This window comes from Streptomyces sp. NBC_00690 (assembly GCF_036226685.1).
Taxonomy (GTDB): domain Bacteria; phylum Actinomycetota; class Actinomycetes; order Streptomycetales; family Streptomycetaceae; genus Streptomyces.
Genome location: NZ_CP109009.1, coordinates 206,746 through 232,207, shown reverse-complemented (window position 1 = coordinate 232,207; position 25,462 = coordinate 206,746). Strand labels below are relative to the sequence as shown.

Below are 25,462 nucleotides of genomic sequence, written 5' to 3'. Positions count from 1 at the left end.
GGACCACCGCGCGCAGTGCGCACCTTTGGTCCGCCGGGTCTGTCACCCCTTCGCGTTCTCATCCCGTCCCGGGATTGCAGGAGACATCTCGCGAAGGAGAGTTCTGTGACAGCGCAGTCCGCAGCCGCGGCAGCACGAGCCACCGTGTACGGCTACCCCCGCCAGGGGCCCAATCGGGAACTGAAGAAGGCCATCGAGGGCTACTGGAAGGGCCGCGTCACCGCCGACGCCCTCCAGGAAACGGCGGCTGGTCTTCGTCGGGCGAACTGGCAGCAATTGTCCGACGCCGGCGTCCACGAAGTACCGACCGGCGACTTCTCCTACTACGACCATGTGCTGGACACCAGCGTCATGGTCGGTGCGGTCCCCGCCCGCCACCGGGACGCCGTCACGGCGGACCCACTCGACGGCTACTTCGCCATGGCACGCGGCACCCAGGACGTTGCACCACTGGAAATGACCAAGTGGTTCGACACCAACTACCACTACCTGGTCCCCGAACTCGGCCCCGACACCGTCTTCACGGCCGACTCCACCAAGCAGGTGGCCGAGCTGAAGGAAGCCCAGTCACTCGGCCTCAACGCCCGGCCGGTCCTCGTCGGACCCATCACCTACCTCCTCCTGGCCAAGCCCGCGCCCGGGGTCGCCACCGACTTCGAACCGCTGACCCTGCTGGATCGGCTGTTGCCCGTCTATGCGGAGGTCCTCGCCGACCTGCGTGCGGCCGGCGCGGAATGGGTGCAACTCGACGAACCCGCCCTCGTCCAGGACCGCACCCCGGCTGACCTGAACGCCGCCGCCCGCGCCTACCGTGATCTCGGCGCACTCACCGACCGGCCCAAGCTGCTGGTCGCCTCCTACTTCGACCGCCTCGGGCAGGCGCTCTCCGTCCTCGCCAAGGCGCCCGTCGACGGCCTCGCACTCGACTTCACCGAGCGGGCCGCAGGCAACCTCGACGACCTCGCCGCCGCCGGCGGACTCCGCGGCAAGCGCCTGGTCGCCGGAGTGGTCAACGGCCGCAACATCTGGATCAACGACTACGAGAAGTCCCTCGCCACCCTCGGCACCCTCCTCGGCCTCGCGGACCACGTCGACGTGGCAGCCTCCTGCTCCCTGCTCCACGTCCCGCTGGACGCCGACGCGGAAGGTGACATCGACCCACAGATCGTCCGCTGGCTCGCCTTCGCCCGACAGAAGACCACCGAGATCGTCACCCTCGCCAAGGGACTCGCCCAGGGCACCGACGCCATCACGGCCGAACTCGCCGCCAACCGGGCCGATCTCGCCTCCCGCACCAACTCCGCCCTCACCCACAGCCCCGCCGTCCGCGCCCGTACCGCCGCCATCACCGACACCGACGGCCGCCGCTCCCAGCCCTACGCCGAACGAACCATCGCGCAGCGCGCACACCTTCAGCTGCCCCTGCTGCCGACCACCACCATCGGATCGTTCCCCCAGACCAACGAACTGCGCACCGCCCGTGCCGATCTTCGCGCCGGGCGCATCGACACCGCCGGCTACGAAGAGCGCATCAAAGACGAGATCCGTGACGTCCTCGCCTTCCAGGAGAAGGCCGGCATCGACGTCCTCGTCCACGGCGAGGCCGAACGCAACGACATGGTCCAGTACTTCGCCGAGCAGCTCACCGGCTACCTCGCCACCCAACACGGCTGGGTCCAGTCCTACGGCACCCGCTACGTCCGGCCGCCCGTCCTGGCCGGAGACATCTCCCGCCCCGCACCGATGACGGTCCGCTGGACCTCCTACGCCCAGTCCCTGACCGAACGACCCGTCAAGGGAATGCTCACCGGCCCGGTCACCATGCTCGCCTGGTCCTTCGTCCGCGACGACCAACCCCTCGGCGACACCGCCCGCCAAGTCGCCCTCGCCCTCCGCGACGAAGTCAACGACCTCGAAGCCGCAGGCACCTCCGTCATCCAGGTCGACGAACCCGCACTGCGCGAAACACTCCCGCTGCGCACCGCCGACCATGCCGACTACCTGGAGTGGGCCACCGAGTCCTTCCGCCTCACCACCAGCGGCGTACGGCCTGACACCCAGATCCACACCCATATGTGCTACGCCGAGTTCGGCGACATCGTCCAGGCCATCGACGACCTCGACGCCGACGTCATCAGCCTGGAAGCCGCCCGCTCCCATATGCAGGTCGCTCGCGAACTCGCCACCCACGGCTACCCCCGCGAAGCCGGACCCGGGGTGTACGACATCCACTCCCCGCGCGTGCCCAGCGCCGCAGAGGCTGCGACGTTGCTGCGCAAGGGGCTTGAGGCCATCCCGGCCGAGCGCCTGTGGGTCAACCCCGACTGCGGACTGAAGACCCGCGGCTGGCCCGAGACCAAGGCATCGCTGGAGAACCTGGTCTCCGCCGCCCGCGAGGTCCGCACGGAACTGACCGGAGGCGCCTGACCTCACAGGGCCGGGGGCTGGAACGCGCTTTCCAGCCCTCGGCCCCAGGCGCGCGGTTCGGGTCAACACGACGGACCTTCCGAACAACTCGCGGTCGCGTTGACCACCTCGACCCCCAGCCCGGTTCGCAGGAGAACGAGCCTTCCGTGCGCGCTGTTGGCTGATGGCACATGGCTACCCGGTCTGGGAATGATCGTCAGAGCGGCGAGTCCGCACTGGCGATCCGGCTCGGATCAGTGGGGGAGACCTTGTGGACGATGGTGTCGTCGGGGGCGAGTCGTCGCCCGTCCGCCGAGCGGACCTCCAGTGTGCGAAGACGACGCCCCTGCCGACGGTCGACCAGGTGTGAGTGCTGTTCGCCGGGTGCGAAGAAGTTCTGTTCGCCCCACTGTCGCAGTGCCACGATGACAGGGAAGAGGGCTTCACCCTTCGGGGTCAGTACGTACTCGCGGTAGGCGCTGCCGTCCGAGGCGGGGACGGATTCGAGGACACCGCCGGCGACCAGGGCGCGCAGGCGCGCGGTGAGGATGTTCTTCGCCACGCCGAGGCTGCGCTGGAACTCCCCGAAGCGGCGGCTCCCGTCGAAGGCGTCTCGCACGATCAAGAGGGACCACCAGTCACCGATCGCGTCCACTGACCGCGCGACGGGACAGTCGCTGTCGTCGAAGCGCGTCCTTGCCACCATGTCGTCCTCCACTTTCACACTAGTTGCAACATGCTACCAAGAAAGCTACGGTCACTATTGGTAGCAAGATGAAACCAAGTGGGGAGAGTGCTGCATGCTCAGCAACGCTGAGGTGGTGACACCACGGGCCGCGGCCCGGAGCGGCGGAGGCCCTGCGTTCGTCCTGTCACGCGGCGTCGTCGTCCTATTCGCCGTCGCCTGCGGAGCCGCGGTGGCCAACGTCTACTTCTCCCAGCCGCTCCTGGTGACCGTGGGCCACGACCTCGCCATGAGCCCTGCACTTGTCGGCAGCGTCGTTACCCTTACGCACGTCGGATACGGACTGGGACTCTTCTTCCTCGTACCGCTGGGCGATGTGGTGAACCGCAGACGGCTCATCCTGGCCCAACTGCTCCTTCTGGTGCTGGCGCTCGCAGCGGTTGCCACCGCCCACACCGCGACGATCCTGCTCGCGGGCATGGCCACGATGGGGCTTCTCGCGGTGGTCACGCAGACCCTGGTGGCCTTTGCGGCCTCACTGGCTGCTCCCGCCCGACGCGGACGTGTCGTCGGCCTGGTGACCAGCGGCGTGGTCATGGGGATCCTGCTCGCCCGCACCGCATCCGGCTTTCTGGCCGACCTCGCGGGCTGGCGCTCCGTCTACCTCGCCTCAGCGGGGCTCACGGCTCTGCTCGCCCTGGTCCTGCACCGAGTGCTGCCGCGTCACAACAGTGTCCCGCTGGCAACCCTGCGCTACGGACAGCTCCTGCGCTCGACGATCACGCTCTTCGCCCGGGAACGACTCCTGCGAATCCGGGCCCTGCTCGGCCTGCTGATCTTCGCAGCCTTCAGCACGCTGTGGAGCAGCATCACGCTGCCGCTCAGCGAGCCCCCATACACCTTTTCCCACACCGCGATCGGGGCATTGGGGCTGGTCGGAGCCGTAGGTGCCCTGGCCGCCATCATGGCGGGCCGTCTGAACGACCGCGGACTCTCCCAGCGGACCACCGGCGTCGCCCTGGCCCTGCTCGCCGTCTCGTGGCTGCCGTTGGCCTTCACCCGCAGCTCGCTCTGTGCCCTCATCGTCGGCGTGATCCTCCTCGATCTCGCGGTGCAGGCTGTCCATGTCACCAACCAGACCCTGATCTATGCGCTGCACCCGGACGCGGGGAGTCGGCTGATCGGGGGATACATGGTCTTCTACTCGATCGGCAGTGCCACCGGCGCCATCGCCGCGACCTCCCTCTACACCGCGGCCGGCTGGGGCGCTGTTTGCGCACTGGGTGCCGCAATCAGCTGTGTCGCGTTTGCGCTCTGGGCGCTCACACGACACAGCATCCCGGACCCCACCACGCAGGCCACCGACGGAGGCCATTCCCTAGCTGTCGGTACATCGACCGACGGATGAGCAAGACCCGGGGGCGGCGGCGCGCAGCCGGATCAAGCCCAAGGGAAGGTGTCAGAAAGCCGGTGCGCTAACCGGGTCTGCCTTCAGGGATGGAGGAGCGCCGATGGAACCGTGCCGCGGGACGCTCGCAACGTGCCCCTTGCGCCCAGCGGTGGCGTGTCGACAGCAGGGCTTCGTTCTCGTGGAATCGGGATCGATCAGTGCCGCGGGTCCATGGGCTTGCTGCCGGCCGTGAGGAGATGGCCACTGACACCGAGCAGCGACGGCACGGATTCGGTGAGACGCATGGCCCGCAAGACCAGTTCGCGTTGCTCAGGATCATCCAGCCGTGAGGAGATGTCTCCCATGAGCCACGCGGCACCTTCCAGGCCGTACTGGCCCCTTGGGATGAGTCCGGCCGCCGTGAACTCGGTGAGGACCTGTGAGGGTTCGTGGAGGTAGGCCGTGGTGAACATGGACGTATCTCCTTCCGGAGGATTCAGCAGTCCCCTTTGAGTCGAGGCTTCGATATGCGGTCGCCGGTCGGGAGCGAAGTAGAGGCCCTCGTGAAGGGTGCCGTGGAGAGCAGCGAATCGATTGATCGTCGTGGCGAAGACCACCCCACCGGGACGGAGTACGCGGTGTGCCTCGGTAAGTGCTCGGACCCTGTCTTCGTGTTGTGTCAGGTGGTAGAGAGGACCGAGGAGCAGAACGACGTCCACGGACTCACCGGACACATCCAGGGCTCGGGCATCGCCGATGCGTGCTGTGACACCCCGCAGTTGTGCCGCCTGCTCGACATGCAACGGCATCGGATCAATCAGCTCCACGAGGTAGCCGTCTGCCGCGAGCCATTGGGCGTGAATTCCGCTGCCGCCTCCCACGTCCAGGAGTTGTGCCGCAGGGGGCGGCAAGAGCCTGCGGAGGACATCCTGTGTGCGCCAGAACTCCAGACGACCGGCACCTGACCGCAGACGGCCGTCCTCCTCGCCCCTCTCGTAGTACGCGGTGATCTCCTTGGCGAGCGTGGGTACTCGGGCAGCCGCGCTCTGCTTGTTGTGCGCCATGTCCCTACGATGGGCGGAGGGACAGCAGTCTGCAATGCGATTTCCTCTGAAGCAACAACGCGGCCACGGGATACGCGCCGGACCACTGGCTACTGGACGACGGGCACCCTGGCGGCTGGCTCAGGGGGAGGCTGCGAGGGCCGGTCCGATGTGCCCGTGGGCTCGGCACAACGACGCCACCGCCGCGAACTCTGCGGCTTCCCCGACCCGCAGGGCGACCGCCTGGCATTCTGGCCGCATGGACACCGAAGCCCTGACGCCGATCCACCTCGACAAGGTGATGGACGGGTTGGCGATCAACTCTGCCTTGCCGGCGCCCATGATCCGGCGACTGTTCGCATGGCGACGAGGTCAGGGGAAGGCGGCGAGGCGTCCGGATCTTACCGATGCCATGGTCACGGAGATCATCGCGATCGACGACCACTGGCTCCTACACAGTCTGGCGCTCAACGACCGACTACCGGACCGGTTCCGCATCCGCTTGGCCGCCCATCGGGACAGTGCGGTGCGCTCCGCGCTCGTTGTCTGCGCCGCGAGTGCACCGAGGGAGATGCTGGAGCAGCTCATCGACGATCCCGATCTACGGGTCCGCGAGTACCTGGCCCGGGGCGATCACACACCGTCCGACCTTCGGGCCCGCCTTGCTGCCGACTCCGACCCAGGGATCCGCGCCGCGCTGGCGAAGTACTGGCCGCAAGCACCGGAAGCGGTCCGCCGCATTCTGCTGACCGACCCGGAGGACGAGGTCCGCGCCGCGGCCTGTTCGACCTACTTCGCGCGTCGGCCGCATCCGATACCGCCCCCGGACCTGCTGCCGGCGCTGTTGGCGGATCCTGTGACCCGGGCGGGCGCGGTGATGCACACCGTTCTCGACGCGGACACTCTCCAGCGGCTTGTCGAGGATCCGGACAGTGACGTGCGCGCTGAGCTCGCCCGGCATCCCGACTTGCCGCCGTCGGTTCGCGAGGTCCTCGCCGTCGATCCGTCCTTGGGCGTCCGGGTAAAGATCTTCGCTCGGCAGGACACCCCGGAGCACGCACGCGCACAGATCCACGCCTCGGTTCACGAGCTTTCGAGGTCGATGGAGGATCCGAGCCTTGACGCCGACGACGAGGCAGTCCTGCAGTGGTATGAGAATTCCTTCGCAACCATGGAACTACGGACCCTGCGCCTGCCATGGGTCGCGGCCGATCCGTTGCGGCACATCGACTCGCCCTACGTCAGCTTCCGAGTCTCAGCGGCTGCCAGCAAGGCCCTTCCCGCCCACGCGGTGGCCCGACTGCTCGACGATGAGGAGGAGATGGTCCGCCTCACCATGGCACACACCGCCCCGCACCTAGTCGATCCCGCGACCGCCGAGAGCATCGAGCGCCGCTACCGCCGTCGGGACAAGTTCACGTTCTGGTGGGACAAGGCGCAGGTGTTGACGTTCCCGCCGGCATCTCTACGTCGCTTCGCCACCGACCCTGAGCCTCGCCTCCGCTCCTTCGCACCTCGCGATCCGGATCTGCCGTCGGAACTCGCCGAGAAGCTGGCATCCGACCCTGATTTCCGCGTCCGCCGCGCGGTCGCAGCCCACCCCAACCTCTCGCTCCCATCGCTGCTCCGCCTTCTCGCCGACTCCTCGGAGCATGTCGCGGAGGCCGCCGGTGCCTCCCCGTTCCTTCCCGTCGAGCGCATGGATTGGCTGCTGACCCGGGCGGGACTCTAGTCGCCAAGTCGTTGCGTAGTGTGCCTCTCCCGGTTGTTGTGGTGGTACGGGGGTGGCGGGATAGGTGGGCATCGACATTCGGTCTGCGCACTGTCTGCGGGTGAGTCACTCGTCGTTCTCGGGATTCTCCTGGCTGCGGGACCGGGCGATCCTGCGTAGTCGATGGTGCCGATCCGGGCCCGCCTCGGAGATCGCCTCGCCGACCATCGCCCGCACGGCGTCGCGTACGCCGTGCAGTGCCTGACCGCGTGCGGGGCCGGCGCCGGGGTCCGCTCGCAACTCCCGCAGCAGTGCCCAGCACAGCAGCAGCATGACCACCACGAATGGCAGCGCCACCAGGATCGTCGCCGTCTGGAGCGAGCTCAGCCCGCCGGCCACCAGCAGCACCGCGGCCACTGCTGCCATCAGCACGCCCCAGACGACCACCAGCCATGTCTGCGGGTTCAGGGCGCCCCTACTGGTGAGTGACCCCATCACCAGCGACGCGGAGTCCGCGCTGGTGACGAAGTACGTCATCACCATCAGCATCGCCAACCAGGAGGTGACCGATCCCAGCGGCAGCGCGTCCAGCATCGCGAACAGCGATGCCTCCTCGCCCTCTTTGAGCTTCGCCGCCATGTCGACCTTGCCGGTCGAGTCCAGCCGAATGCCGGTGCCACCCAACACACAGAACCAGACGACGGTGGCCCCGCTCGGGACGAGCAGCACTCCGATCAGGAACTCCCGGATGCTCCGGCCTCGGGAGATCCGCGCGATGAACGTTCCCACGAAGGGCGCCCAGGACAGCCACCAAGCCCAGTAGAAGATCGTCCAGGAGCCCAGCCACGCGCTGTCCGTGAAGGCGCCGGTCCTGGTCGCCATCGTGACCAGATTGCTGAAGTAGCCGCCGACGCTCGCCGGGATCGCGTCCAAGATGTAAACGGTTGGCCCCAGCACGAACACGAAGAGCATCAGGCATGCCGCCAGGACGATGTTCATGGTGCTCAGCCATTTCACACCCCTGTGCAATCCGGTGAACGCGGAGATCACGAAGGCCGCGGACAGGAAGACCACGATGAGCAGTTGTGCCGTCGTCGAGCCCTCCACACCGACGGTGAGGTTGAGGCCCTTCGCGACCTGGAGGGTCCCCACTCCGAGGCTTGTGGCGGTCCCGAACACGGTGGCGAACACCGCCAGCAGGTCGATCAGCCGGCCGGGCCAGCCATTCGCCTTGCGTTCCCCGATCAGTGGCACGAACACCGCACTGAGTCGGTTGCTGCGGCCTTTGCGGAAGCCTGCGTAGGCGAGCGCGAGGCCGGCGATCCCGTAGATCGCCCACGGGGTGAGGGTCCAGTGGAAGAACGAGTACTCCAGCGCTGTTCCCGCCGCTGCGCCGGTGCGGGGCGCCACCCCGCTGCCCGGGGGCGGTGCCAGATAGTGCGTGAGGGGTTCACCGACACCGTAGAACATCAGTCCGATGCCCATGCCCGCGCTGAACATCATGGCGATCCATGCGAGGTTGGTGAACTCCGGTTCGCTGTCGTCGGCTCCGAGCCTGATCCGGCCGTAGCGGGAGAAGGCGAGCAGGACGCACAGGACGAGGAAGGCATCCGCCGCGATCACGAACAGCCAGGCGAAGTTGTTCAGCACCCAGTCCAAGGCGGAGCCGGACACGCTGTCGAAGGACTCCTTGCCGATGGCAGCCCAGGCGACGACGGCAAGGAGGACCGCGATGCCGACTCCCACGACCACGACGTCGGGGGAAGTGTCCTGGCCGGTGGGGTTGTGAGGTTCCTCCGGCCCCTCGGGCCGCCCTGACTCTTCGATCCGTTCAGTGCTCACCGGGGTCACTATGGTGGGGATTGAGACGCCATGCAGCGTGGCACGCCGATCGCCCCCGCTTGTGCGCTTTCTGACGGCGATCCCCAGCCAGGTCCACCGGTCGGCCGCCTCCGAGCTGCGGACGCCGGGATTTCGTCCGCCCGAGTGTCCGTCCTTCCACCTCGATCCCTCCGGGCCGCCTGTGCTTGTGCGAGCGTCATGGAGTGGCGCGGCTTTGGTCGAGTTCCTTGAGGAACTGTCGCTGGCTGTCGAGGAATCCGTCCGCGAAGAGTGAGCGGGGGGAGAAGAGTGCGGTGAACGTGATCTTGAGGTCCGACTGCTCGATGGACTGTTTGAGCAGTGAGTGGGCCGCGTCCGGGTGGTGCCTGACCGTCAATGCACCACCTGTGTCCAGCACTTTGTGGTAGGTGCGTTCCGTGTCGGCGATGTCCACATTGATGTCACGGCCTGCGAGGGTCAGCAGTACCGGTATGCCGTGCAGGGCGCGAAGGTCTCGTGTGACGTCCGCGGTGTAGTTCTTGGAGATGAAGCCCCAGCGGTCGGCGGTCATGCCGTCCGCGTCGCCGCCCATCGTCCTGACGTACTCCTCGAAGGTCGCCTGGCGTCCCAGCAGCCGGCGGATCGTGTCGCTCTTGGCGACCTCGGCCGTGGTGCGGGCCGCTGATGCGCCGTCGGCGCGCAGTTCGGCGAGGAGGTTGTAGCGACCTTGCTGGAGCCAGTTGATCGCGGGTGAGACGGCGATGGCGAAGGCCACGGGTGTCTTGGCGGCGATCTTCGGCAGCACCCAGCCCGCCTGGCTGGTGCCCCAGAGTCCGATCCGATCGCCGTCGATGTCCGGGCGGGCGCGGGCCCAGGCGATGGCGGCGGCTGCCTCGTCGGCCCGATCCTCCATGGACTGGTCGAGCCAGTTGCCGGGTGCGCCCGCGACGCCGGGCTTGTGCCAGGACAGGGAGGCGTACCCGGCCTTGGCGTTCGCCTCCCACATGGGTTTGTAGCCGTCGCCGTGAGTGGCGTCGGTAGGACCGTCGCCGTGGACGTACACGACCAGGCCGTGGTGCTTGCGGCCGTCCTTGGGGATGGCCAGTACGCCGTTGAGGGTGTGGCCGCCGTGGCGGATCGTGACCCGCTGCTCCTCCATGTCGTAGGAGTTCTGCCACAGCACCACACCGACAAGGCCGGCGGCCACGACGAGGGTCGTGACGAGTGACCACACGGCGATGCGGAGCCCGCGCCGTCGGGGCTGGGTCTTCGGACACATGGGACGCCGCCTCTGTTGGGGTCGAGTGGACACACCAAAACTATCACCGTGAGAACGGTCGTGTAGAATTCGATAGATTAGAGTCCCCGGATTCAGGAGAGAGAAGGCACGGCATGGGACTGGACGTGACAGGCCAGGGGACACCGGTGACAGTGCGGCGGGGCGTTCCGGCTGGAGCCGAGCGGCGGGTGGCCGAGCTGTACTGGGAGGCATTCGGCCGCAAACTCGGTCCCGCCCTGAACCCAGCGGGCAAGGCGGTGCCCTTTATCGCCGCCCACCTGAACACTGATCGAGCGGTCTGCGCACTCCTCGACGGGCGGCTCGTCGGTCTCGCCGGCTACCAACTCGGCGGGCGGGCCCTCACCGGAGGATCGGCCCGCGCCGTGCTGCGCGCGTACGGACACCTGCGAGGACTGCACCGACTCCTGCTCCTCGCCCTGTTCGAACGTCACCCGGCTTCCGGACAGCTCGTCATGGACGGCATCGCCGTGGACCCGGAGATGCGAGGCCGCGGCATCGGGAGCCTGCTCATTGAAGAAGTGGCCGCCATCGCGGCCGAGCAGGACTGCCGGGAGATCAGACTGGACGTGATCGACGTCAACCCGCGCGCACGGGCTCTTTACGAGCGGCGCGGCTTCACGGCCGTACGGACCGAGCGCACGCCTTACCTGCGTGGGCTGCTCGGATTCGGCGCGGTGACCACCATGCATCGTCCGGTCGGAACATGAGGAGTGAGAGAACTGTGAACACCGACAGCGACCACATCGAGGTCCCCACTCGCATGCTCGTCCACGCGCTGATCCGGGAGGACGGGACCGTCGGCGCGGATGAGCTGTACACCGTCGCCAACACCCTGGGCATGAGCGACCAGCAGGTGAGGCTGTGCGTCAAACGCCTCGTGTCCGAAGGGCGATTCACCCACGAAGGCCGAGGCCGCAAGGCGGAGCTGCACGCGACCCCGGACACCGTGCATGCCCTTGCCCCCAACGCGGACTTCCTGCGGCACGCATTCCAACAGGACGCCGGGCTCGCCCCCTGGGACGGTGTCTGGCACCTGGCCGCCTTCGCCGTGCCCGAATCGGCGCGCACCGCCCGGGACGCCCTGCGCGAGACGCTCGTCCATCTCGGCGGCGCCCCGCTCCAGGGCGGGTTGTATGTCTGCGCCAACGCCTGGGAATCGTACGTCGAAGAAGCGGCCCATCGTCTCGGCGCCCACGGCGCACTCACTCTTCTCACCACGACGGACCTGCGCAGAGGCGACGTCCAACGGCCTGCCGAACTCGCCCGCGGTCTGTGGCCCCTCCAGGAGATCGCCGACCGGTACCACCTGCTCAGCCGCGTCACCCGGCCCCGCCTCGCCCGCCTCACCAGCTCTGCCGAACTCTCCCCGTCCGCACTGCTCACCATTGCTGTCGAATTGGCCGCCGAACTCACCCGAGCCATGGAGCCCGACCCGCTGCTGCCGCCTCAGCTCCTGCCCCAGCCCTGGCCCGGCACCGAGGCCCGCGAACTGGTCGCCCGGTGCTGGGCGGCCCTGTACGAACGCGATCAGGGCGAAGCCCGCCCGGCCCTCTTCCGCCTCTACGTCGACATCACCCGAGAAGCAGCAGATCGGGCCGCAAGCTGACGACGGAACAGATCCCGCAGGTCATGCCTGTTGAGCGAGGGCCCGGCGAGGGGCCCCCGCCCTTGCGTACAGACGGACATCAGATCAAGGTTGTGCACTCGGTCGGGTTGACGGGCTTCAGAGTGAGGGCAGGAGCGACAGGATCTGGCGCTGCGGGGACTGGTATCCGTCGCGCTGACGGGCCTGAGCCGCTTCGGGCGAAACCATCTTGCTGCCCGCGCACGGGCGCCCGACCTGTTTGGCGCTGGTACGTGACACGGGATCAGCGGAAGCGGTCCAGGTGCTCGCGCAGAAAGGCGTCCAGCGTGCGGGGCGGACGGCCCAGGACATGGGCGACCGTGTCGGTGGGTGACTCCCGATGGGACACGGCCAGCTGCTGGATCTCCACCACGTGCTCGGCGAGCCACGGGGGCATGTGTGCGTGCTGGACGAGGTTCTCCCGCAGTTCGTGCGGGGCTAGGTCCACGTAGCGGACCGGGCGGCCGAGCAGATGGGTCAGGATCTCGGTGAGTTCGCCGTAGCCGACCGCCTCACTGCCGGTGAGTACATAGGTGCCGCCCCTGAGGTCGGCGCGCGTCAGCGTCGCGGCGGCGACGTCACCGATGTCGCGGCTGTCGACCCAGTTACACGGGGCATCCTGCATCGCGCCCAGGACAACGCTCCGCGCGGCCACGGCCGGAGCAAGAAGTAGCAGGTTTTGCATGAACGCGTAGGGGCGGAGAACGGTGTGTGTCAGGCCGGACGCGCGCAGGTGTTCCTCGACGGCGTGATGGCCCCGGGAGAGGGTGACTGGGGAATCCGCCGCGGCGACCGGATCGGAAATCTTGACGATGTGCTCGATGCCGCTGTCCGCGGCCGTGTCGACGACACGCGTTTCGAGCTCGACCTGCGCCGGGCCGTTGGCCATGGCGAGGAAGAGTTGCCGGGCGCCCTTGAACGCGGCGCGCAGCGAGTCGGTGTCCGTGGCGTCGGCGGGCACGACCTCGACGAGATCGCTGACCGCCTCGCCGAGGTCCGCCCGCAACCGGTCCGGGTCGCGGGTCAGCGCCCTGCTCGGCACGCCGGATGCGGCGAGGCTGCGCAGCAACGCGCCCCCGGTGGTTCCAGACGCTCCCATGATGACGATCATCGTGTGCCTCTCGTTCTTGCCGCGGGGTATCCGCGGAGGTGTCTGCCGATGTGTTGCCGGCCGCCGGGTCTGCTCCCGGTGCGGGCGGGCGGTACGGGTGGGCGGTACGGGGTACGGGAGAGCGGGCGGTGCGGGCTACGGCTGCCGTGGTTGCGCTCGCCGAGCTCCGTGCCAACGCCAGCTCACAACGCTCGCGGCGAGGGCTGCGGATATTGGTAGATCGAGTCGCAGCCGGGTGAGCCATGGAGCGTCGGGCGCGCCGGTGTGCGCCGGCAGCCATTGCGAGGCGAACCACCCGACGAGGCCCGCGACTGTGGCCGCGCCGACGGCGAGGAGCGCTACCAGGACGACGCGCGGGAGGTTGGCGGTCCACGGCCGTGGCCCTTTGCGACGTTGCAGCCAGGTGCCGATCAGCAGTGTCACCAGGGCCGACGTACCTGCGATGGAGGTGACCGCCGCTACTGTCAGCCCGGCCTGCCCGCTGGCGACTCCGCCCGCGCCGGCCATCAATGCAGGGGCGAAATAGGCGACCAGCACCTCACGCCACAGGGTGAAGGGTCGGGCGGTGCGGCTGTCGATGGCGCCGTCTATTACTCGGGACATGGCGACCTCTGCTCCGCTGCACCTGGGATCGGTGGGGTGGTTCTGAACATGAGAGACCAGCCTCTCGATTTTGCTTAGGGGGCTAACTATTTGGTCATGGGGAGGCGATCGCCCACGCCGGCGGGCGCTGCGGCTCGCAGTACGGTGCAGATCCGTCCCATGGGGCGATCTGTAGGGGAGATGCGGCCTACTCCGCGGTCAGTGCGCCGATTCCGCGAACAACCCGCGAGAGCAGATCCAAGAACACCGCGCGCTCATCGATGGTGAGCTCGCCCACCATCTCCTGAAGACGGGCGAAGTGCTCGGGCGCCATGTCCCGCAACCGCTGTGCACCGCGAGCGGTCAGGATCACGACAGCGCCCCGCCCGTCCTCCGTGGACGGGCGCCGAGCAACGAGACCTTCCCGCTCCAGCCCGTCGACCAGGCCGGTAACCGTGGCCCGCGAGACGCCGAGATCGGCGGCCAGCCGCGAAGGGGACTTCTCCCCGTCGTGATCCTCCAGATCTGCGAGCAGTCGGTATCGGCCTGTCGACAACCCGTATCTCGCGAAGTGCACCTCGGTCGCCCGACCGAGCCGCGCCCCCGCCGAGATCAGCCGCACCGCGACGAGCACCGCCTGTGGGTCGACCCCGAGGCCGTAGTGCTCCAACTGTCGCCGCGCCTGAGTCAGTGTGGGTGACTCATGGTCGATCTCGTCCGCTGCCATAGAAATAATATGGCAGCTAACTACATTGTGGTCAACCTGAGCCGTCTTTGCCGCGCCCCGACGCCGCGAGCCCGACCTCACCGGGACAGACCCCCTTGCCTGGCAGGCCCGGCACCGGGCCTGCGCACAGGGCATCTGGGGCGGGCCCCCAGGGGGCCTGCATTACCTGGACCCAGGCGCTCCGGCGGGCACACGGCCGGCACTCCGCTGAACTCGCGAGCATGCCCGTGACTCATTGACAGCCACCACAGCAGCCGGTGACTCCATGGCTGCTCGTGGCTCCGTCGAAAGCCGGTGCAACATTTTGCAGGAGCCGAGGCGTCGAATCAATGAGGGCCGAAAAGGCCGACCAGAAGCGACAGGACACGACAGCGCAGGTTTACTCCACGGGCTCCTGGGGCTCTGCTCTGTCGTGCCTCCACACATTCCTGAAACGACCATTCAGGTTCCAATTGCAAGGAATTGCTCTATGTCAGCGGCTGATTCCAGTTTTCATTCCGGGCGTCGTGGTCTGCTCCGCTCAGCAGTTGCAGCCACAGCCGTGGTCGGGTTGACCGGAGGGGCGTTCGCCGCGGGTCATACGACCCGTGCGGACTCCCGGCGTCACGCCCCTGCCGTCCCACGGGGATTGCCGTTCACGTTTCAGACCGAGGGATATCAGTGCGCCCCCGACGTGCCGGATGCCTTGCAGCCCTGGCGTACGAGGACCGCGGCCAAGGTCGACACGAATCCGCACGATGCCACCGGTGTCCGCATGTTCAAGGCAAACGGCCGAATGTACGACCACCCCGTCGGTCAGATCCAATTCGGGTTGCAGAATCTCGCGAGTCATCGACGGACCGGTGACCCGTTCTATCTGCAACGTGCAATACTGCAGGCGGAACGGTTGATCGAACAGCGGCACCTGGTACGCGGCGCATGGTTCTTTCCGTACCCCTTCGACTTCCGGCACCAGGTACACACGGGAGTGGAATACAAAGCCCCCTGGTACTCCGGAATGGCCCAGGGCGAAGCGCTCAGTCTCTTCGCCCAGTTGGCCGCGTACAAGGGCATCCCCGGAAGTGAAAGAGCACGCTACCGCGCAGCAGCCGACGGCGCGTTCGCTTCTCTCCTGGTCGCAGACGACGCGTCTCCCTGGGTCGTGGCCCGAGACGAGAAACGCCAGTTGTGGATACACGAGTACCCGATCGATGCCCCCGGTGTTTCGGACTACACCTACAACGGCTTCATGTTCGCGGCACTGGGGTTGTGGGACTACTACACGCTGAGCAGGAACCCGCTGGCGGAGCAACTCTTCGATGGATCATTGTCAACCCTCGCCGTGTACTTCCCGATGATGCGCAACCCGGGTGGGCTGTCCCACTACTGCCGTACGCACACGATCCCGACCAAGTCCTATCACCGCGTGCACAGCGACCTTCTGCTCCAACTGTCGTGGCTCTCCGGCAGCGAACGCTTTGCGGCCCAGTCCGACCTGCTGATCGACGACTTCCCACCGGCGTCCCTGGGAAAGGCCGGCGGGCGGGTGACGATGGAGGACGGCACGCACACTCTGTATCGCTTCTCCGAGAACGGCGCGGTCACGGCCCGCCGCTCGCTCACCCTGAGCCGTCCCGAACAGTGCACCGCCACAAGCCGGACACGCATACCCGGCCGTGCCATCTACCTGCAGATTGAGGAAGGCCCGGCCGCGGGCTGGCACATACGGGAAAAGTATCCTTCGGTGCGCCTGCACGGAGAGTGGTGTGCCTCGGACTATCGCCCCGCCCGCCAGGCGACCATCTCTGCGGGCGTCAGCCTCGTCTGCCGCAGTGGTCCGGAGGCGAAGCCGACCAGCCGTACGGTGACGTACCCGAGGGACACAGCCCTGTTTTACGATCGCCGTGCGGTGATCGACAGCCAGCCCATGGTGCGGCTCGCAGGCAGCGCGCTCGGCGGGTGGTGGGCACCGATCGAGCGGCTGACCCTGTCCGACGCCGTATGACCAGGGGCGAGGACAGTAGTCGCTAACTGCCTGCAGCGTCCCTGTTGCGTTGATAGAGAGATTCTGCGTGCGGAGCCGAAGCCACGCTTGCTCGGTCACCGTGTCGACGAAGAGGACGGGGACGAAAGCCCTGGTCGATTGCGGCGATGGAACGGGGAAGAGATGAGACAGTCCCGTGCGGATGAGCACAGGTGCGTTGAGAGAGGGTTCGCGCCGGCCAACTGCTCCGCTCCGCGTGCCTCCTTGCCGACGGCGACACACATCTCGCAGAGGCTCCACGCTGGGCAGGATCCACGCAGAGCGTCGCCGTTCGTTGGTGCTGACCCGTGTGTATCGGTGCAGGCAGGACGCGCTGGTCTCGTCTGATGGGGAAGACTGAGGCCATGAGAGACATCGTTTTCACGCGCAGCAGCGGCTGGATCCCTAACGTGATCCGCGAGGACGGTGAGCTGAAGCTGACGCTTGGCGCGGGAGCCGACGCCAACCACGACCCTCGCACGTTCACGTTCCCGATCGGGGAAACCCATCTTGCGGTGATCCAGGAGGACCTGGCCAGACACCTGCTGCTGTGGAGTGCGGTCCTTCCGCTGTGCGATGCAGCCGGAACCCGGGGCCGGCTCGACGAGAATGCTGCCGTCGCGCTTCTGGACCCGATCCTCCTCTCCGCCCCCGCAGACGTCGACGCGCTCTTCCAACGCATCCGGTGGGACAGGGGCCGGCTCATCGCCCATGGGGCTGACATCGATCTGCTTGAGCTCGGACGGGTCTGCGCGGCGATGCGCGCGGCGACGGAGACGTCCAACGGGAAACGAGCTCAGGAGTACCACGCGAAGCGTCGGCGCGCCGACCGCGGGACGGTACTCGGTCCACTCGACACCGCACTTCTGAAGTACACGGGCCAGTACCTGCACGGCGCGACGGTGCCGAGGCGGATACCCGATGCCGTCGCCCCGGCGCTGCTGCCCAAGGTCATGCGGGTGATCGCCACCGCGGAGCAGGCATGCGCAGGGATGCGGATCGGCCGCGATCCGCGGCGGGGAAAGCGCGCCACGGACAAGCGCGACTGGGAGCGGATGGCGACGACGATCGACGCAGCCGTGCGCCGGGCACACCCTGAACTCGTCGACGACGCGGTGCGTACCGTGAGCGTCCTGATGTGCTCGGAGGCCGCGGACCGCTCCAGGAACGCGCCCATGGAGGATGAAGAGGAGGTTCCCGGCGCCCGCGCCGACTTCGGCGAGAGTGCAAGGAAGACGATCCTGTCGTTCACCGACGACAAGGGCGTCGAGAAGAAGTGGCTCCCGGACAATCCCCGCACTGCCACCGCGGAGTTCTGGGAGTTCGTCGCCGATCGCTCCGCCGGGGACAACGAAGTGTTCACCATCGAGGACGAGGAGAAGGGCGAAGGGATCCAGCTCCACTTCTACGCGGACTCCATCGCCCGGATCACCACGGTGCACAAGGGTGCAGGCGGGTCGGATCCGGAGTACCGGGTCGAGTACAGCCTGGTTGACGGGATCGGTGCGTACCGGAATCTGGTGAGCGTCTTCGTCCGCGGCGGCTGCGCCGCACTCGAACAGCACGGCGCTTGGATGTTGGATGTCGCTGAGTTCGAACGCGCACGCCGGCGGCGCGACGCCAGGTAGAGCGAGTCCGCGCGCGCAGTCGGAAGACCTGCGAGGTAGTCGGTCAGGCGTCCGCGGGATGGTCGATGCGGCCGGGGCTGGGCCGACACCGGGTACAACGACCCAACCGGCTCGTGCAACATCATCTTCGACCGTCACAGGCTCGATGAGACCGGTGCCGACCGCGGGCAGGTCCGAGGTACCCCTTGGGCAAGCCCGTGTTGTCGGTGGTACCTGGGAAGCTGAATCGCATGAACGCCGATGATGAGCAGTTGCTGCGCGGCCGGGTGTACGGCCACGATCACGACGACCCTAACCCCGGTCCGCTGCCGCATTAGACGTATGCCGCGCTCGTGGGCGGGCCGCTGGACGGGCTGCTACTCGACATCACGGGCTGGCGGCCGGAGGAGGTTGACGACGGCGTTGCCTTGCCCACCGAGCTGGGGCGTTGGCCGGGCGGTCGGGCGCTGTACGACCCGCGCCCGGACGAACCACGCCCATCGGGTGGCTCGGGTGTGGTGTGCTGTCTCCACTACTCCGGCGACACACCCTGACGTTCGGTCGGCGCCTGCGCATCGTTCCTTGTGGTCTGAGTCGGTTTCGTTCGGTGATGCTCTGGGGACGGTTCACGCTTCGCTACCCGGCGTGTTTCCCCTTGTCGGGCCTGGTTCCGGCTTCCGATCGGGTCGTGGCCGAGGGGGTGTGTGATAGAGCGCCCGCCCCCTCGTGGCGCGCGCACCACGAGGCCCGGTTCGCTCATCTGGTGTCCAGGCCGCTGGCGCGCCGATGCGCGCTACCGTCTACAAGTGACCGCGTTCAGTGGGTAGTTAGAGGTCTATGGACCTGCAGGGGATCATGCCTGCAGAAAACGGTATAGCCGGCTTCGAAGTCGCGATCCTGGTCATGCTGGGTTCCGCGCTCGGGATTTTCCTCACTGTGTTGATCGCCCGTGATTGGTGCACCCCGCAGCAGTGGGTGTTGTGGGCCATCGGTTCATTTGCCTCTATATGCCGCGTCGTTGCGCTCCTTGGCCTCACCTAGATAGGGCTGGCAGAGCGGGCCTACGTGGCCGACCACGGTGCGGTTCCGGTGCGTACTACAGGGTGGCCGGGCGTACGTGGTGGACGGCGGTCGGCATCGGGTGTGATTCCATCGCCTGCTCTATCCCGGCCGCTTCCGGTGGCGGTGATCGGGATGAAGATGCGCGCCGCGATGTCCAGGAGCAGCAGGCGCACCTCCGTGCAGCCCGTGTCCTCGATGACCGCGCAGGCGGTGTCGATGTCGTCGGCCTGCAGCGCCCGGATGGAGTCGAACGTGTTGCGGACACCGTCCGGGTGCATCGGAGCGAGCGACGTGGTGACGGTGTTCTCGGGCATGACGGTTTCTTACGTACGGGCCGCCCTGCGGACACGGCAGATCTATCGGCGGCCTCTGGACGGGACATCCACGACTTGGTGAAAGACCGGATTCCGCTCAACCTTCCGGACCTGGGCAACCCCGTCACGCCATGACGGGTCCCTCCCGCCGACCGCGCCGCACTTCGTGGCGCACCGGCAGGAAGGACGGGCTCATGTCCCGCCACAGCCTCACCTCCACCCGCGCCATCGGCACCGCCCTCGCAGTGGCGGTCATGGTCGGTCTGCTCGCGGCGCCCGCCGTCGCACAGACCGACGGGCCCGCCAGGGACGGCCGCGATGCCGCGCTCCAGAAGGTCATCGAGGACCAGGTCGAACGAGGCGGCATACCCGGGGTGTTGGCCTCCGTCCGGGACGGTGACCGCGTCTGGCGGGGCGATGCCGGGGTCGCTGACGTACGGACCGGAAAGGAGCGCGGGGACCACGACCGCTTCCGGATCGGCTCGATCACGAAGACCTTCGTGGCCACCGTGATCCTCAAACTGGAAGCCGAGGGGCGACTCGATCTGGACGACACGGTGGAGAAGTGGCTGCCGGGGATGGTCAGCGGAAACGGCCATGACGGCGGCAAGGTGAGCATCCGCCAGCTCCTCAACCACACCAGCGGGATCAGCTCCTACACCGCGAACCCGGAGTTCGGCGACACCTATCTGACCAAGGGTTTTCTGAAGAACCGCTACTACCGGCACAGCCCCGAGAGCCTCGTCGGATGGGCCATGCGCTCCGCGCCGGACTTCGCGCCCGGTACCGGTTGGAGCTATTCCAACACCAACTACATACTCGCCGGTCTCATCATCGAGAAGACCACCGGCGGCTCCTACGAGCAGGCGGTGAAGGACCGGATCCTGCGCCCGCTGGGACTGAGGAACACCAGCCTGCCCCGCCACTCGACCGCCATGCCGCAGCCCTCGGGGCGCGCGTACACCAAGATGTTCAACGAGACCCCGCCCGCGGAATTCCACGACGCCACCCGGCTGAACGCCTCCTGGGGCTGGTCCGCCGGAGACATGATCTCCACCACCGGAGACCTTCAGCGGTTCGCCAGCGCACTGATGTCCGGGAAGCTGCTGCAGCCCCGCCAGCAGAAGGAGCTGACCACCACCGTGGACCCGGGCATCCCCGGTGTCACCGGGCGGTACGCCCTGGGGCTGGAGAACGCCAAACTCTCCTGCGGAGTCGAGATCTGGGGACACAGCGGAGGCATCCACGGCTCCGGCTCGGAGATGTACACCACCACGGGTGGAAAGCGCACCCTGGTGACCAATGTCAACGGGGACTGGAACCCCGACCCGACCCCGGCGACACTCAACGCGGCCTTCTGCGGTAAGAAGTAGCCCTCATCGGGCGGGGCGGCCTGAGTCGCCGCGCCCGACCAGGTTGATCTGCGGGATGGCCTGGGCACGGCACGGTGCCCCGCCGTACGAACAGATCGCGACCCGAGCTCCGCGAGGCCCGGACCCAAGCGGCCGGACCTCCTTTCCCGCAGGTCACTGCCTGGTGACCGGCTTCGCAGCCGCTCCCGCCCCCGAGACGGTCATGGACGCCGTGCCCAACGGACGCGCGGGAACCGGAGCAGCGGTCAACGACCTGATCCGTGAGACCGGCGGAGCGCTCGGCATCGCCACCCTCCTGACCACTCACGGCACGATGACACACCCGGGAACAAGCGGAGTACCGCCCGGGAAATCCCGGGCGGCATGGATCACCGGAATACGCTCCGCCGCGTGGGCCGCCGCAGGAGCAGCACTGCTCGCTGCCCTCGTCGTCGCCTGCTGGCTGCCCACCAGCCACCACCAACGGACACCCGCCCCAGACCAACGGGTTGATCCCGGATGATCAGCGAATGCTGCGAGTTGAGTTGTCCGTCATCCCTCTTCGGACAGCAGACGGACGAGGATGGCGAGCATCCCTCTGACCACGCATAGGTCATGAAGATCACAATGCGCACCCACCAACCGCACGACCAAGGCACCGAGGCAGTGGCACAACAGCCGGCTATCTGACCGCCCGTTCTCATCGCCGTCCCAACCGATCGGCTGAAGCAGCATCCAGGACTTGCCCCCCGACCCGAACCTCTGGCCCTGCGGCGGCCCAACTCGTAGCGATGGTCCCATGGCCCGAAGACGTCTACGGACTCGGCCCGGTGAGCGGCTGCCGGGTATGAGCGGGTGGCATGGCCGGGCCGGGAAGCCGTGGCGATCCGGCCCGGGTGGAGTGGCGAGGGAGGGATGGTTGCCTTTCGGCGGTTCGGAGCGTGCCGGTGGCGTTAGATCTCGCGGAGCTTGAAGCTCTGGTTGGAGTCGCCGTTGCAGCTGAACTGGATGATGCCCGCGCCGGCCGCGTCGTCGGCGTTCTCGACGTCGAAGCACCTGAGGTCGATGGTGTGGAGGGTGGACAGACCCGCGTCCGCCGCGGCCGAGAAGGTGAGGAAGGTCTGGCTGAACCGGGGGAGTGTTCCGCAGGGGTACTGGATGATCCGTGTCCCGTTGCCGCGCTTCGCGGCCTCCAGGTCGAGACACAGGTTGCCGGCGGTGCGGATCTCCACACCGCCGGCAACGGTGTTCACCCAGAACCGCTGGGTACGAGCGGTGTTGTCGCAGTCGGCTTGGACGAGTGGCGCACCACTGTCTGGGGTCCGCACGTCGAGGCACTTGGCGGCGAAGGTCTCGATGGTGACCTGGGTTCCCGGCGGATAGGCGGGCGGAGCGGCGTCCGGTGCGGCCAGGGCTGCCGAAGCGGTGACGGCACCCAGGGCGGTGGCCAGGACGGCCAGAGCGGTCAGTGCCTTGTGGCGTGTACGCATGACAACACCTCAGTTCCTCTGCTTTTTCGGGACGGCGTGTCGTGACATGCCGCCCCACTGGCACGCAGATGGCTTGCCAACTGAGGCGGAGGGAAACGGCCGAGGCTGCCAATCCAGTCCTTCGGGTGACGCTCCCGCCCGCTCTGGGAACCGCGTTCCGGTCCGCGGTACCGGGGCCGGTGAGGATGGCGTGGGTGTGGCGATGCATCGCCACCCAATGAGGATGCTGCCCTACCCGCTGTTCACCCCCGAAAGGGCCGCGGGCCTCCTCAGGAAGAGCACTGCCGCCGCTGGAGGGGATATCCCCTCTGGTGGGGGTGGGCCCGTCCTTGGGTGTTGTCCGTCGGGTTCTCGCATATGTCGGCGGGCAGCCGTCTGTACCGGCCCTGGCGACAGGGCCGGTACAGATGCTGGAGACGGGAGGGTCACTCCCCTGCGGCTTCGTGGATCTGGGCGCGGGTCTCGTCTGCCTGTTGCTGGATGTGCTGCTCGACATGGGCGGGGACGCCCTGGTCGTGGAAGTGGGTGACGAGGGTGTCAAGGGCCGCGTCGGCGCGTTCGAGGTCGCCTGCTTTGGCGTGGACGGTCGCGAGGCGGCGCAGGGCTGCATTCAGGGTGAGGTTGTCGAGGCCGGTGTTCTGGTCGGTGCGGGAGGTGTTGATGGCTGCGATGAGTTGGGTGACGGATGTGGTGATGTCGGGTTGGCGGATCTGAAGTCGGCCGTCGCCGATGGTCTGGAAGTGGCGTCCGGCATTCGCGCCTCGGGCGAGGCGGGCGTAGGCGGCGAGTGGGTGGTCGCTGTGGCGTTCGCTGATCTCTTGGAGTGCGTCGTTGCCGGTGGTGAGGTGGGGGGGCGTCGGAGCCGAGGAAGGCGAGGAGGGTGCCCTGGTCGTCGCCGGTGAGGAGTTCGCCGACTTCCTGGTCGGCGCGGTCCAGTGGAGTGCGGATCCGCAGCGTTCGGGTGGGCGATACGGTGCGGGCGCCGTCGAGTCCGGTGTGGACGGCGGTGACCTGGTAGGTGCCGGGTTCGGCGAAGTACAGTCCTTCGCTGCCGTAGCCGAGGTAGGCCGTCTCGTAGACGGCCGGGCTCGTCTCGGTGAGGGTGACCGTCCGTTCGGTGTCGCCGTGGCCGGTGCAGGCGCGGGTTATGGGTCGGAAGGCCCGGGTGCGGCCGTAGGGGTCGGTGATCACGATCGTGGTGCGCTCACCCTTGGGGCCGATGCTCGCGGCCACGGCCACATCACCGGTCACACCGGTGCGGGTGAGTCGGAGTTCGGCCATGACCGGTTCGCCGTAGCCGAAGGCCCGCTTCCCGCCGAGTGAGAGCGCGAGGCCGGGGTCCTCGCCGGCCGACGGGAGGGTGAATGCCTGTGCGGTGGCGCTGAGGTCGAGGGCGGCGTTGGTGAGGGCGTTGTCACCGCCGGGGACGATGTGGCGGTAGTAGCCGTGGCGCAGGTGGCGCAGTTCGTCGTCGCTGAAGCAGTAGGGGAAGTCCTGCCAGTAGTGCTGCCCTCCGGCCCGGTTGCCGTTGGCGTACAGCGCGGGGTAGTTCATCCAGGAGATGTCGCCGAAGCCATTGTTCGGGCCCAGCGGGGAGGGTGGCTTGGCAAGGTTCTTCTCCCAGGAGTGGAGCATGTTGAAGACATGTCCGACCTCGTGGACGTAGGTGAACAGCTCCATCGCGGTACCGAGGCAGTTGTAGTCCCGCAGGGCGTTGTGGAAGATGACCACGCCTTGGCGTTGCCTGCCGGTCTGGTCGAACATGAGCCCGGCGACGCTGTCGTGGAGGGAGGAGTAGGTGGCGACGAAGTTCCAGATCTTCCACTGCTCCGTGTCCCGGTGCAGGCTGAAGTTCGCCTCCATCGCGGCGTGCAGCTCCGCCTCCGACCACCTCAGATCGGCCCCCGAGGTGTCGGCGACGACATTGGCCCGGCCTGCGTTCTTCAGCTCGACACCGGCCTCGGCGAAGGCGGAGGCCAGGGTGAGGACCCGGTTGCGGTAACCGGGCGGGACGAAAGCACCCCGGGAGGTGTCGTACTGCTGGAAGACCTGGGTGCCCTCCAGGGCATCGGTCTCCAGCTCCACCGAACGCAGCGTCGGACCGGCGTAGTAGCAGCCGAGGTTCAGCTGCTGGCCGGCGCCGGGTGGGGCGAGGATCAGGCTGGCGTTGCTGCCTTCGGGGCTGGTCACGGCGGTCCGGGGGAGCGTGAGGAAGAGTTCCGTCAGGGGTGAGTTGTTCGCCCAGGACAGACCCGACTGGATGAGAGTGAAGCTGTTGACGCTCGGCGTGACGATCAGAGCGCCGCTGGTTCGGAAGGAGTCGGTCCAGGTGTCGCCGGTGAACAGATCACCGCTGACGATGCCCAGCGCCCGCTCGCCCTCCAGATCGACACGGAGCTCGATCCGCTGATTGCCGACGGCACCCGTCCAGCGGCCGGTGACCGGACGGTAGGGAGTACGGAACCGTTCGGGGAGCGCCACCAGGCCGGGTATCCCGAGGCGGTCGAGAGCTCCGGAGGCAAGGACCCCGGTCTTCCAGTTCAGCAGGACACCCTGGGTGCCCTTGACCAGCAGGCTCTGCCGGGTCCCGTCGGCCGCCGCTTTGTACGCCGCCACATGATCCAGATTCTGGCGGAACTCCTCCGGTAATTGGGCCCAGCCCGCACTGCCCGACGCGTCCGGACCCTCGGTGATCAGGGCCTCGCGCACCACGCCGGTGGACCAGTTCAGGGTGAGGACCCGGCCGCCCTTGAAGAAGTACGTCTGCCGCGCTCCGTCCGCCGCGTCAGGCGCCGGGAACAGCGCGTCGATCTGCGAGCGCCACCCGGCTGGGAGCGCGCTGCCCCAGTTCCCCAGCCCGGCCCACGGCCCCTCACTCACAGTCCTGCCCTGCTCCCAGTCGAACCACTGGTAGCTGTCACCCCGGAAGAACAGGCTCTGCAGGGACTCTCCGGGACGGGACAGCAGCAGCGCGCAGTCACTCTCGTACAGCCGCTGGGCGTTGACCAGCTTCGGCACGATGGTGGTGAGCCACTCCTGGGACACCAGACGCTGCTCGCTGATCAGGGCACCCTCCTTGCTTCGCCCGAACAGCAACCGCCACTCACCACCTGCCGGGTACGTCTGCACCCAGTTGTAGCCCGTCGTCTTGAACCGCAGGAATCCCATGACACGTTCTCCTCTCGAAGGCCCTGAAGCCCAGGGGAAAGGTTCCGGCTGAGGCGGGAGCGTGACA

The 25,462-nt window shown here is 67.6% G+C and carries 21 protein-coding genes and 2 pseudogenes; 12 read left to right on the top strand and 11 right to left on the bottom strand.

Features of this window, described 5'->3' with window-relative positions:
- The first annotated feature begins 105 nt into the window (after positions 1 to 105).
- Positions 106 to 2,427 carry a 5-methyltetrahydropteroyltriglutamate--homocysteine S-methyltransferase gene (metE, locus tag OID54_RS01125; RefSeq protein ID WP_329012498.1) on the top strand — a complete coding sequence of 774 codons (2,322 nt, stop codon included), beginning with the start codon at positions 106 to 108 and terminating at the stop codon, positions 2,425 to 2,427.
- 196 nt (positions 2,428 to 2,623) lie between these two features.
- Here metE and OID54_RS01120 read toward each other — a convergent pair whose 3' ends face one another.
- Positions 2,624 to 3,112 carry a winged helix-turn-helix transcriptional regulator gene (locus OID54_RS01120; RefSeq protein WP_329012495.1) on the bottom strand — a complete coding sequence of 163 codons (489 nt, stop codon included), beginning with the start codon at positions 3,110 to 3,112 and terminating at the stop codon, positions 2,624 to 2,626.
- A 94-nt stretch (positions 3,113 to 3,206) separates the two neighbouring features.
- Between OID54_RS01120 and OID54_RS01115 the strand changes: the two genes are divergently transcribed.
- Positions 3,207 to 4,499, top strand: coding sequence for an MFS transporter (locus OID54_RS01115; protein ID WP_329012493.1), 1,293 nt, complete (start codon positions 3,207 to 3,209; stop codon positions 4,497 to 4,499).
- A 197-nt stretch (positions 4,500 to 4,696) separates the two neighbouring features.
- Here the strand turns inward: OID54_RS01115 and OID54_RS01110 are convergent, their stop codons facing one another.
- Positions 4,697 to 5,545: a class I SAM-dependent methyltransferase gene (locus OID54_RS01110; protein WP_329012491.1), complete on the bottom strand. Its 849-nt coding sequence runs from the start codon at positions 5,543 to 5,545 to the stop codon at positions 4,697 to 4,699.
- Positions 5,546 to 5,783: 238 nt separating this feature from the next.
- Between OID54_RS01110 and OID54_RS01105 the strand changes: the two genes are divergently transcribed.
- The gene (locus tag OID54_RS01105; protein WP_329012489.1) at positions 5,784 to 7,256 is read left to right on the top strand and encodes a hypothetical protein; all 1,473 of its coding nucleotides are present in this window, start codon (positions 5,784 to 5,786) and stop codon (positions 7,254 to 7,256) included.
- Positions 7,257 to 7,361: 105 nt separating this feature from the next.
- Here OID54_RS01105 and OID54_RS01100 read toward each other — a convergent pair whose 3' ends face one another.
- Positions 7,362 to 9,077 carry a BCCT family transporter gene (locus tag OID54_RS01100; protein WP_443055505.1) on the bottom strand — a complete coding sequence of 572 codons (1,716 nt, stop codon included), beginning with the start codon at positions 9,075 to 9,077 and terminating at the stop codon, positions 7,362 to 7,364.
- A 196-nt stretch (positions 9,078 to 9,273) separates the two neighbouring features.
- Positions 9,274 to 10,335, bottom strand: coding sequence for an alpha/beta hydrolase family protein (locus OID54_RS01095; RefSeq protein ID WP_329012487.1), 1,062 nt, complete (start codon positions 10,333 to 10,335; stop codon positions 9,274 to 9,276).
- Between the two features lie 113 nt (positions 10,336 to 10,448).
- Between OID54_RS01095 and OID54_RS01090 the strand changes: the two genes are divergently transcribed.
- Together OID54_RS01090 and OID54_RS01085 are read left to right on the top strand one after the other, a co-directional pair.
- Positions 10,449 to 11,063: a GNAT family N-acetyltransferase gene (locus OID54_RS01090; protein ID WP_329012484.1), complete on the top strand. Its 615-nt coding sequence runs from the start codon at positions 10,449 to 10,451 to the stop codon at positions 11,061 to 11,063.
- A complete protein-coding gene (locus OID54_RS01085) occupies positions 11,060 to 11,962 on the top strand; it encodes a PaaX family transcriptional regulator C-terminal domain-containing protein (protein ID WP_443055504.1) in 903 nt (300 codons plus the stop codon). Before OID54_RS01090 ends, OID54_RS01085 begins: the two co-directional genes overlap by 4 nt.
- Before the next feature lie 117 nt (positions 11,963 to 12,079).
- On the opposite strand, the gene OID54_RS01080 is transcribed toward OID54_RS01085, so the two are convergent.
- The 4 genes from OID54_RS01080 to OID54_RS01065 all read right to left on the bottom strand — a co-directional run bounded on the left by OID54_RS01080 (position 12,080) and on the right by OID54_RS01065 (position 14,400).
- Positions 12,080 to 12,220 (bottom strand): hypothetical protein, encoded by a 141-nt coding sequence (locus OID54_RS01080; protein WP_329012482.1) that lies wholly within the window; start codon positions 12,218 to 12,220, stop codon positions 12,080 to 12,082.
- A 4-nt stretch (positions 12,221 to 12,224) separates the two neighbouring features.
- On the bottom strand, positions 12,225 to 13,079 hold the full coding sequence (locus OID54_RS01075; RefSeq protein WP_329012479.1) for an NmrA family NAD(P)-binding protein: 855 nt from the start codon (positions 13,077 to 13,079) through the stop codon (positions 12,225 to 12,227).
- A gap of 147 nt (positions 13,080 to 13,226) precedes the next feature.
- Positions 13,227 to 13,694: a hypothetical protein gene (locus OID54_RS01070; RefSeq protein ID WP_329012478.1), complete on the bottom strand. Its 468-nt coding sequence runs from the start codon at positions 13,692 to 13,694 to the stop codon at positions 13,227 to 13,229.
- A 187-nt stretch (positions 13,695 to 13,881) separates the two neighbouring features.
- Positions 13,882 to 14,400: a MarR family winged helix-turn-helix transcriptional regulator gene (locus OID54_RS01065; RefSeq protein ID WP_329012476.1), complete on the bottom strand. Its 519-nt coding sequence runs from the start codon at positions 14,398 to 14,400 to the stop codon at positions 13,882 to 13,884.
- A 673-nt stretch (positions 14,401 to 15,073) separates the two neighbouring features.
- Here OID54_RS01065 and OID54_RS01060 point away from each other — a divergent pair.
- The 5 genes and pseudogenes from OID54_RS01060 to OID54_RS01045 all read left to right on the top strand — a co-directional run bounded on the left by OID54_RS01060 (position 15,074) and on the right by OID54_RS01045 (position 19,050).
- Complete coding sequence (locus tag OID54_RS01060; RefSeq protein WP_329012472.1) at positions 15,074 to 16,384, top strand: D-glucuronyl C5-epimerase family protein; 1,311 nt, start codon at positions 15,074 to 15,076, stop codon at positions 16,382 to 16,384.
- Positions 16,385 to 16,546: 162 nt separating this feature from the next.
- Positions 16,547 to 16,656: pseudogene (locus OID54_RS39090) on the top strand (SigE family RNA polymerase sigma factor); the annotation flags it as partial.
- A 111-nt stretch (positions 16,657 to 16,767) separates the two neighbouring features.
- Positions 16,768 to 18,030: a DUF6357 family protein gene (locus OID54_RS01055; protein ID WP_329012469.1), complete on the top strand. Its 1,263-nt coding sequence runs from the start codon at positions 16,768 to 16,770 to the stop codon at positions 18,028 to 18,030.
- 230 nt (positions 18,031 to 18,260) lie between these two features.
- Positions 18,261 to 18,563, top strand: a pseudogene (locus OID54_RS01050) (hypothetical protein).
- Positions 18,564 to 18,846: 283 nt separating this feature from the next.
- Positions 18,847 to 19,050, top strand: a complete 204-nt coding sequence (locus OID54_RS01045) for a hypothetical protein (RefSeq protein ID WP_329012467.1) — start codon at positions 18,847 to 18,849, stop codon at positions 19,048 to 19,050.
- 20 nt (positions 19,051 to 19,070) lie between these two features.
- On the opposite strand, the gene OID54_RS01040 is transcribed toward OID54_RS01045, so the two are convergent.
- Positions 19,071 to 19,385: a hypothetical protein gene (locus OID54_RS01040; protein ID WP_329012464.1), complete on the bottom strand. Its 315-nt coding sequence runs from the start codon at positions 19,383 to 19,385 to the stop codon at positions 19,071 to 19,073.
- Positions 19,386 to 19,579: 194 nt separating this feature from the next.
- Here OID54_RS01040 and OID54_RS01035 point away from each other — a divergent pair, with 194 nt between their 5' ends.
- Positions 19,580 to 20,758, top strand: coding sequence for a serine hydrolase domain-containing protein (locus OID54_RS01035; RefSeq protein WP_329012459.1), 1,179 nt, complete (start codon positions 19,580 to 19,582; stop codon positions 20,756 to 20,758).
- A gap of 163 nt (positions 20,759 to 20,921) precedes the next feature.
- Positions 20,922 to 21,260, top strand: a complete 339-nt coding sequence (locus OID54_RS01030; protein WP_329012456.1) for a hypothetical protein — start codon at positions 20,922 to 20,924, stop codon at positions 21,258 to 21,260.
- A 430-nt stretch (positions 21,261 to 21,690) separates the two neighbouring features.
- On the opposite strand, the gene OID54_RS01025 is transcribed toward OID54_RS01030, so the two are convergent.
- Both OID54_RS01025 and OID54_RS01020 read right to left on the bottom strand, forming a co-directional pair.
- Positions 21,691 to 22,227 (bottom strand): RICIN domain-containing protein, encoded by a 537-nt coding sequence (locus OID54_RS01025; RefSeq protein ID WP_329012453.1) that lies wholly within the window; start codon positions 22,225 to 22,227, stop codon positions 21,691 to 21,693.
- Positions 22,228 to 22,764: 537 nt separating this feature from the next.
- A complete protein-coding gene (locus OID54_RS01020) occupies positions 22,765 to 25,395 on the bottom strand; it encodes a hypothetical protein (protein WP_329012450.1) in 2,631 nt (876 codons plus the stop codon).
- Positions 25,396 to 25,462 lie beyond the last annotated feature (67 nt).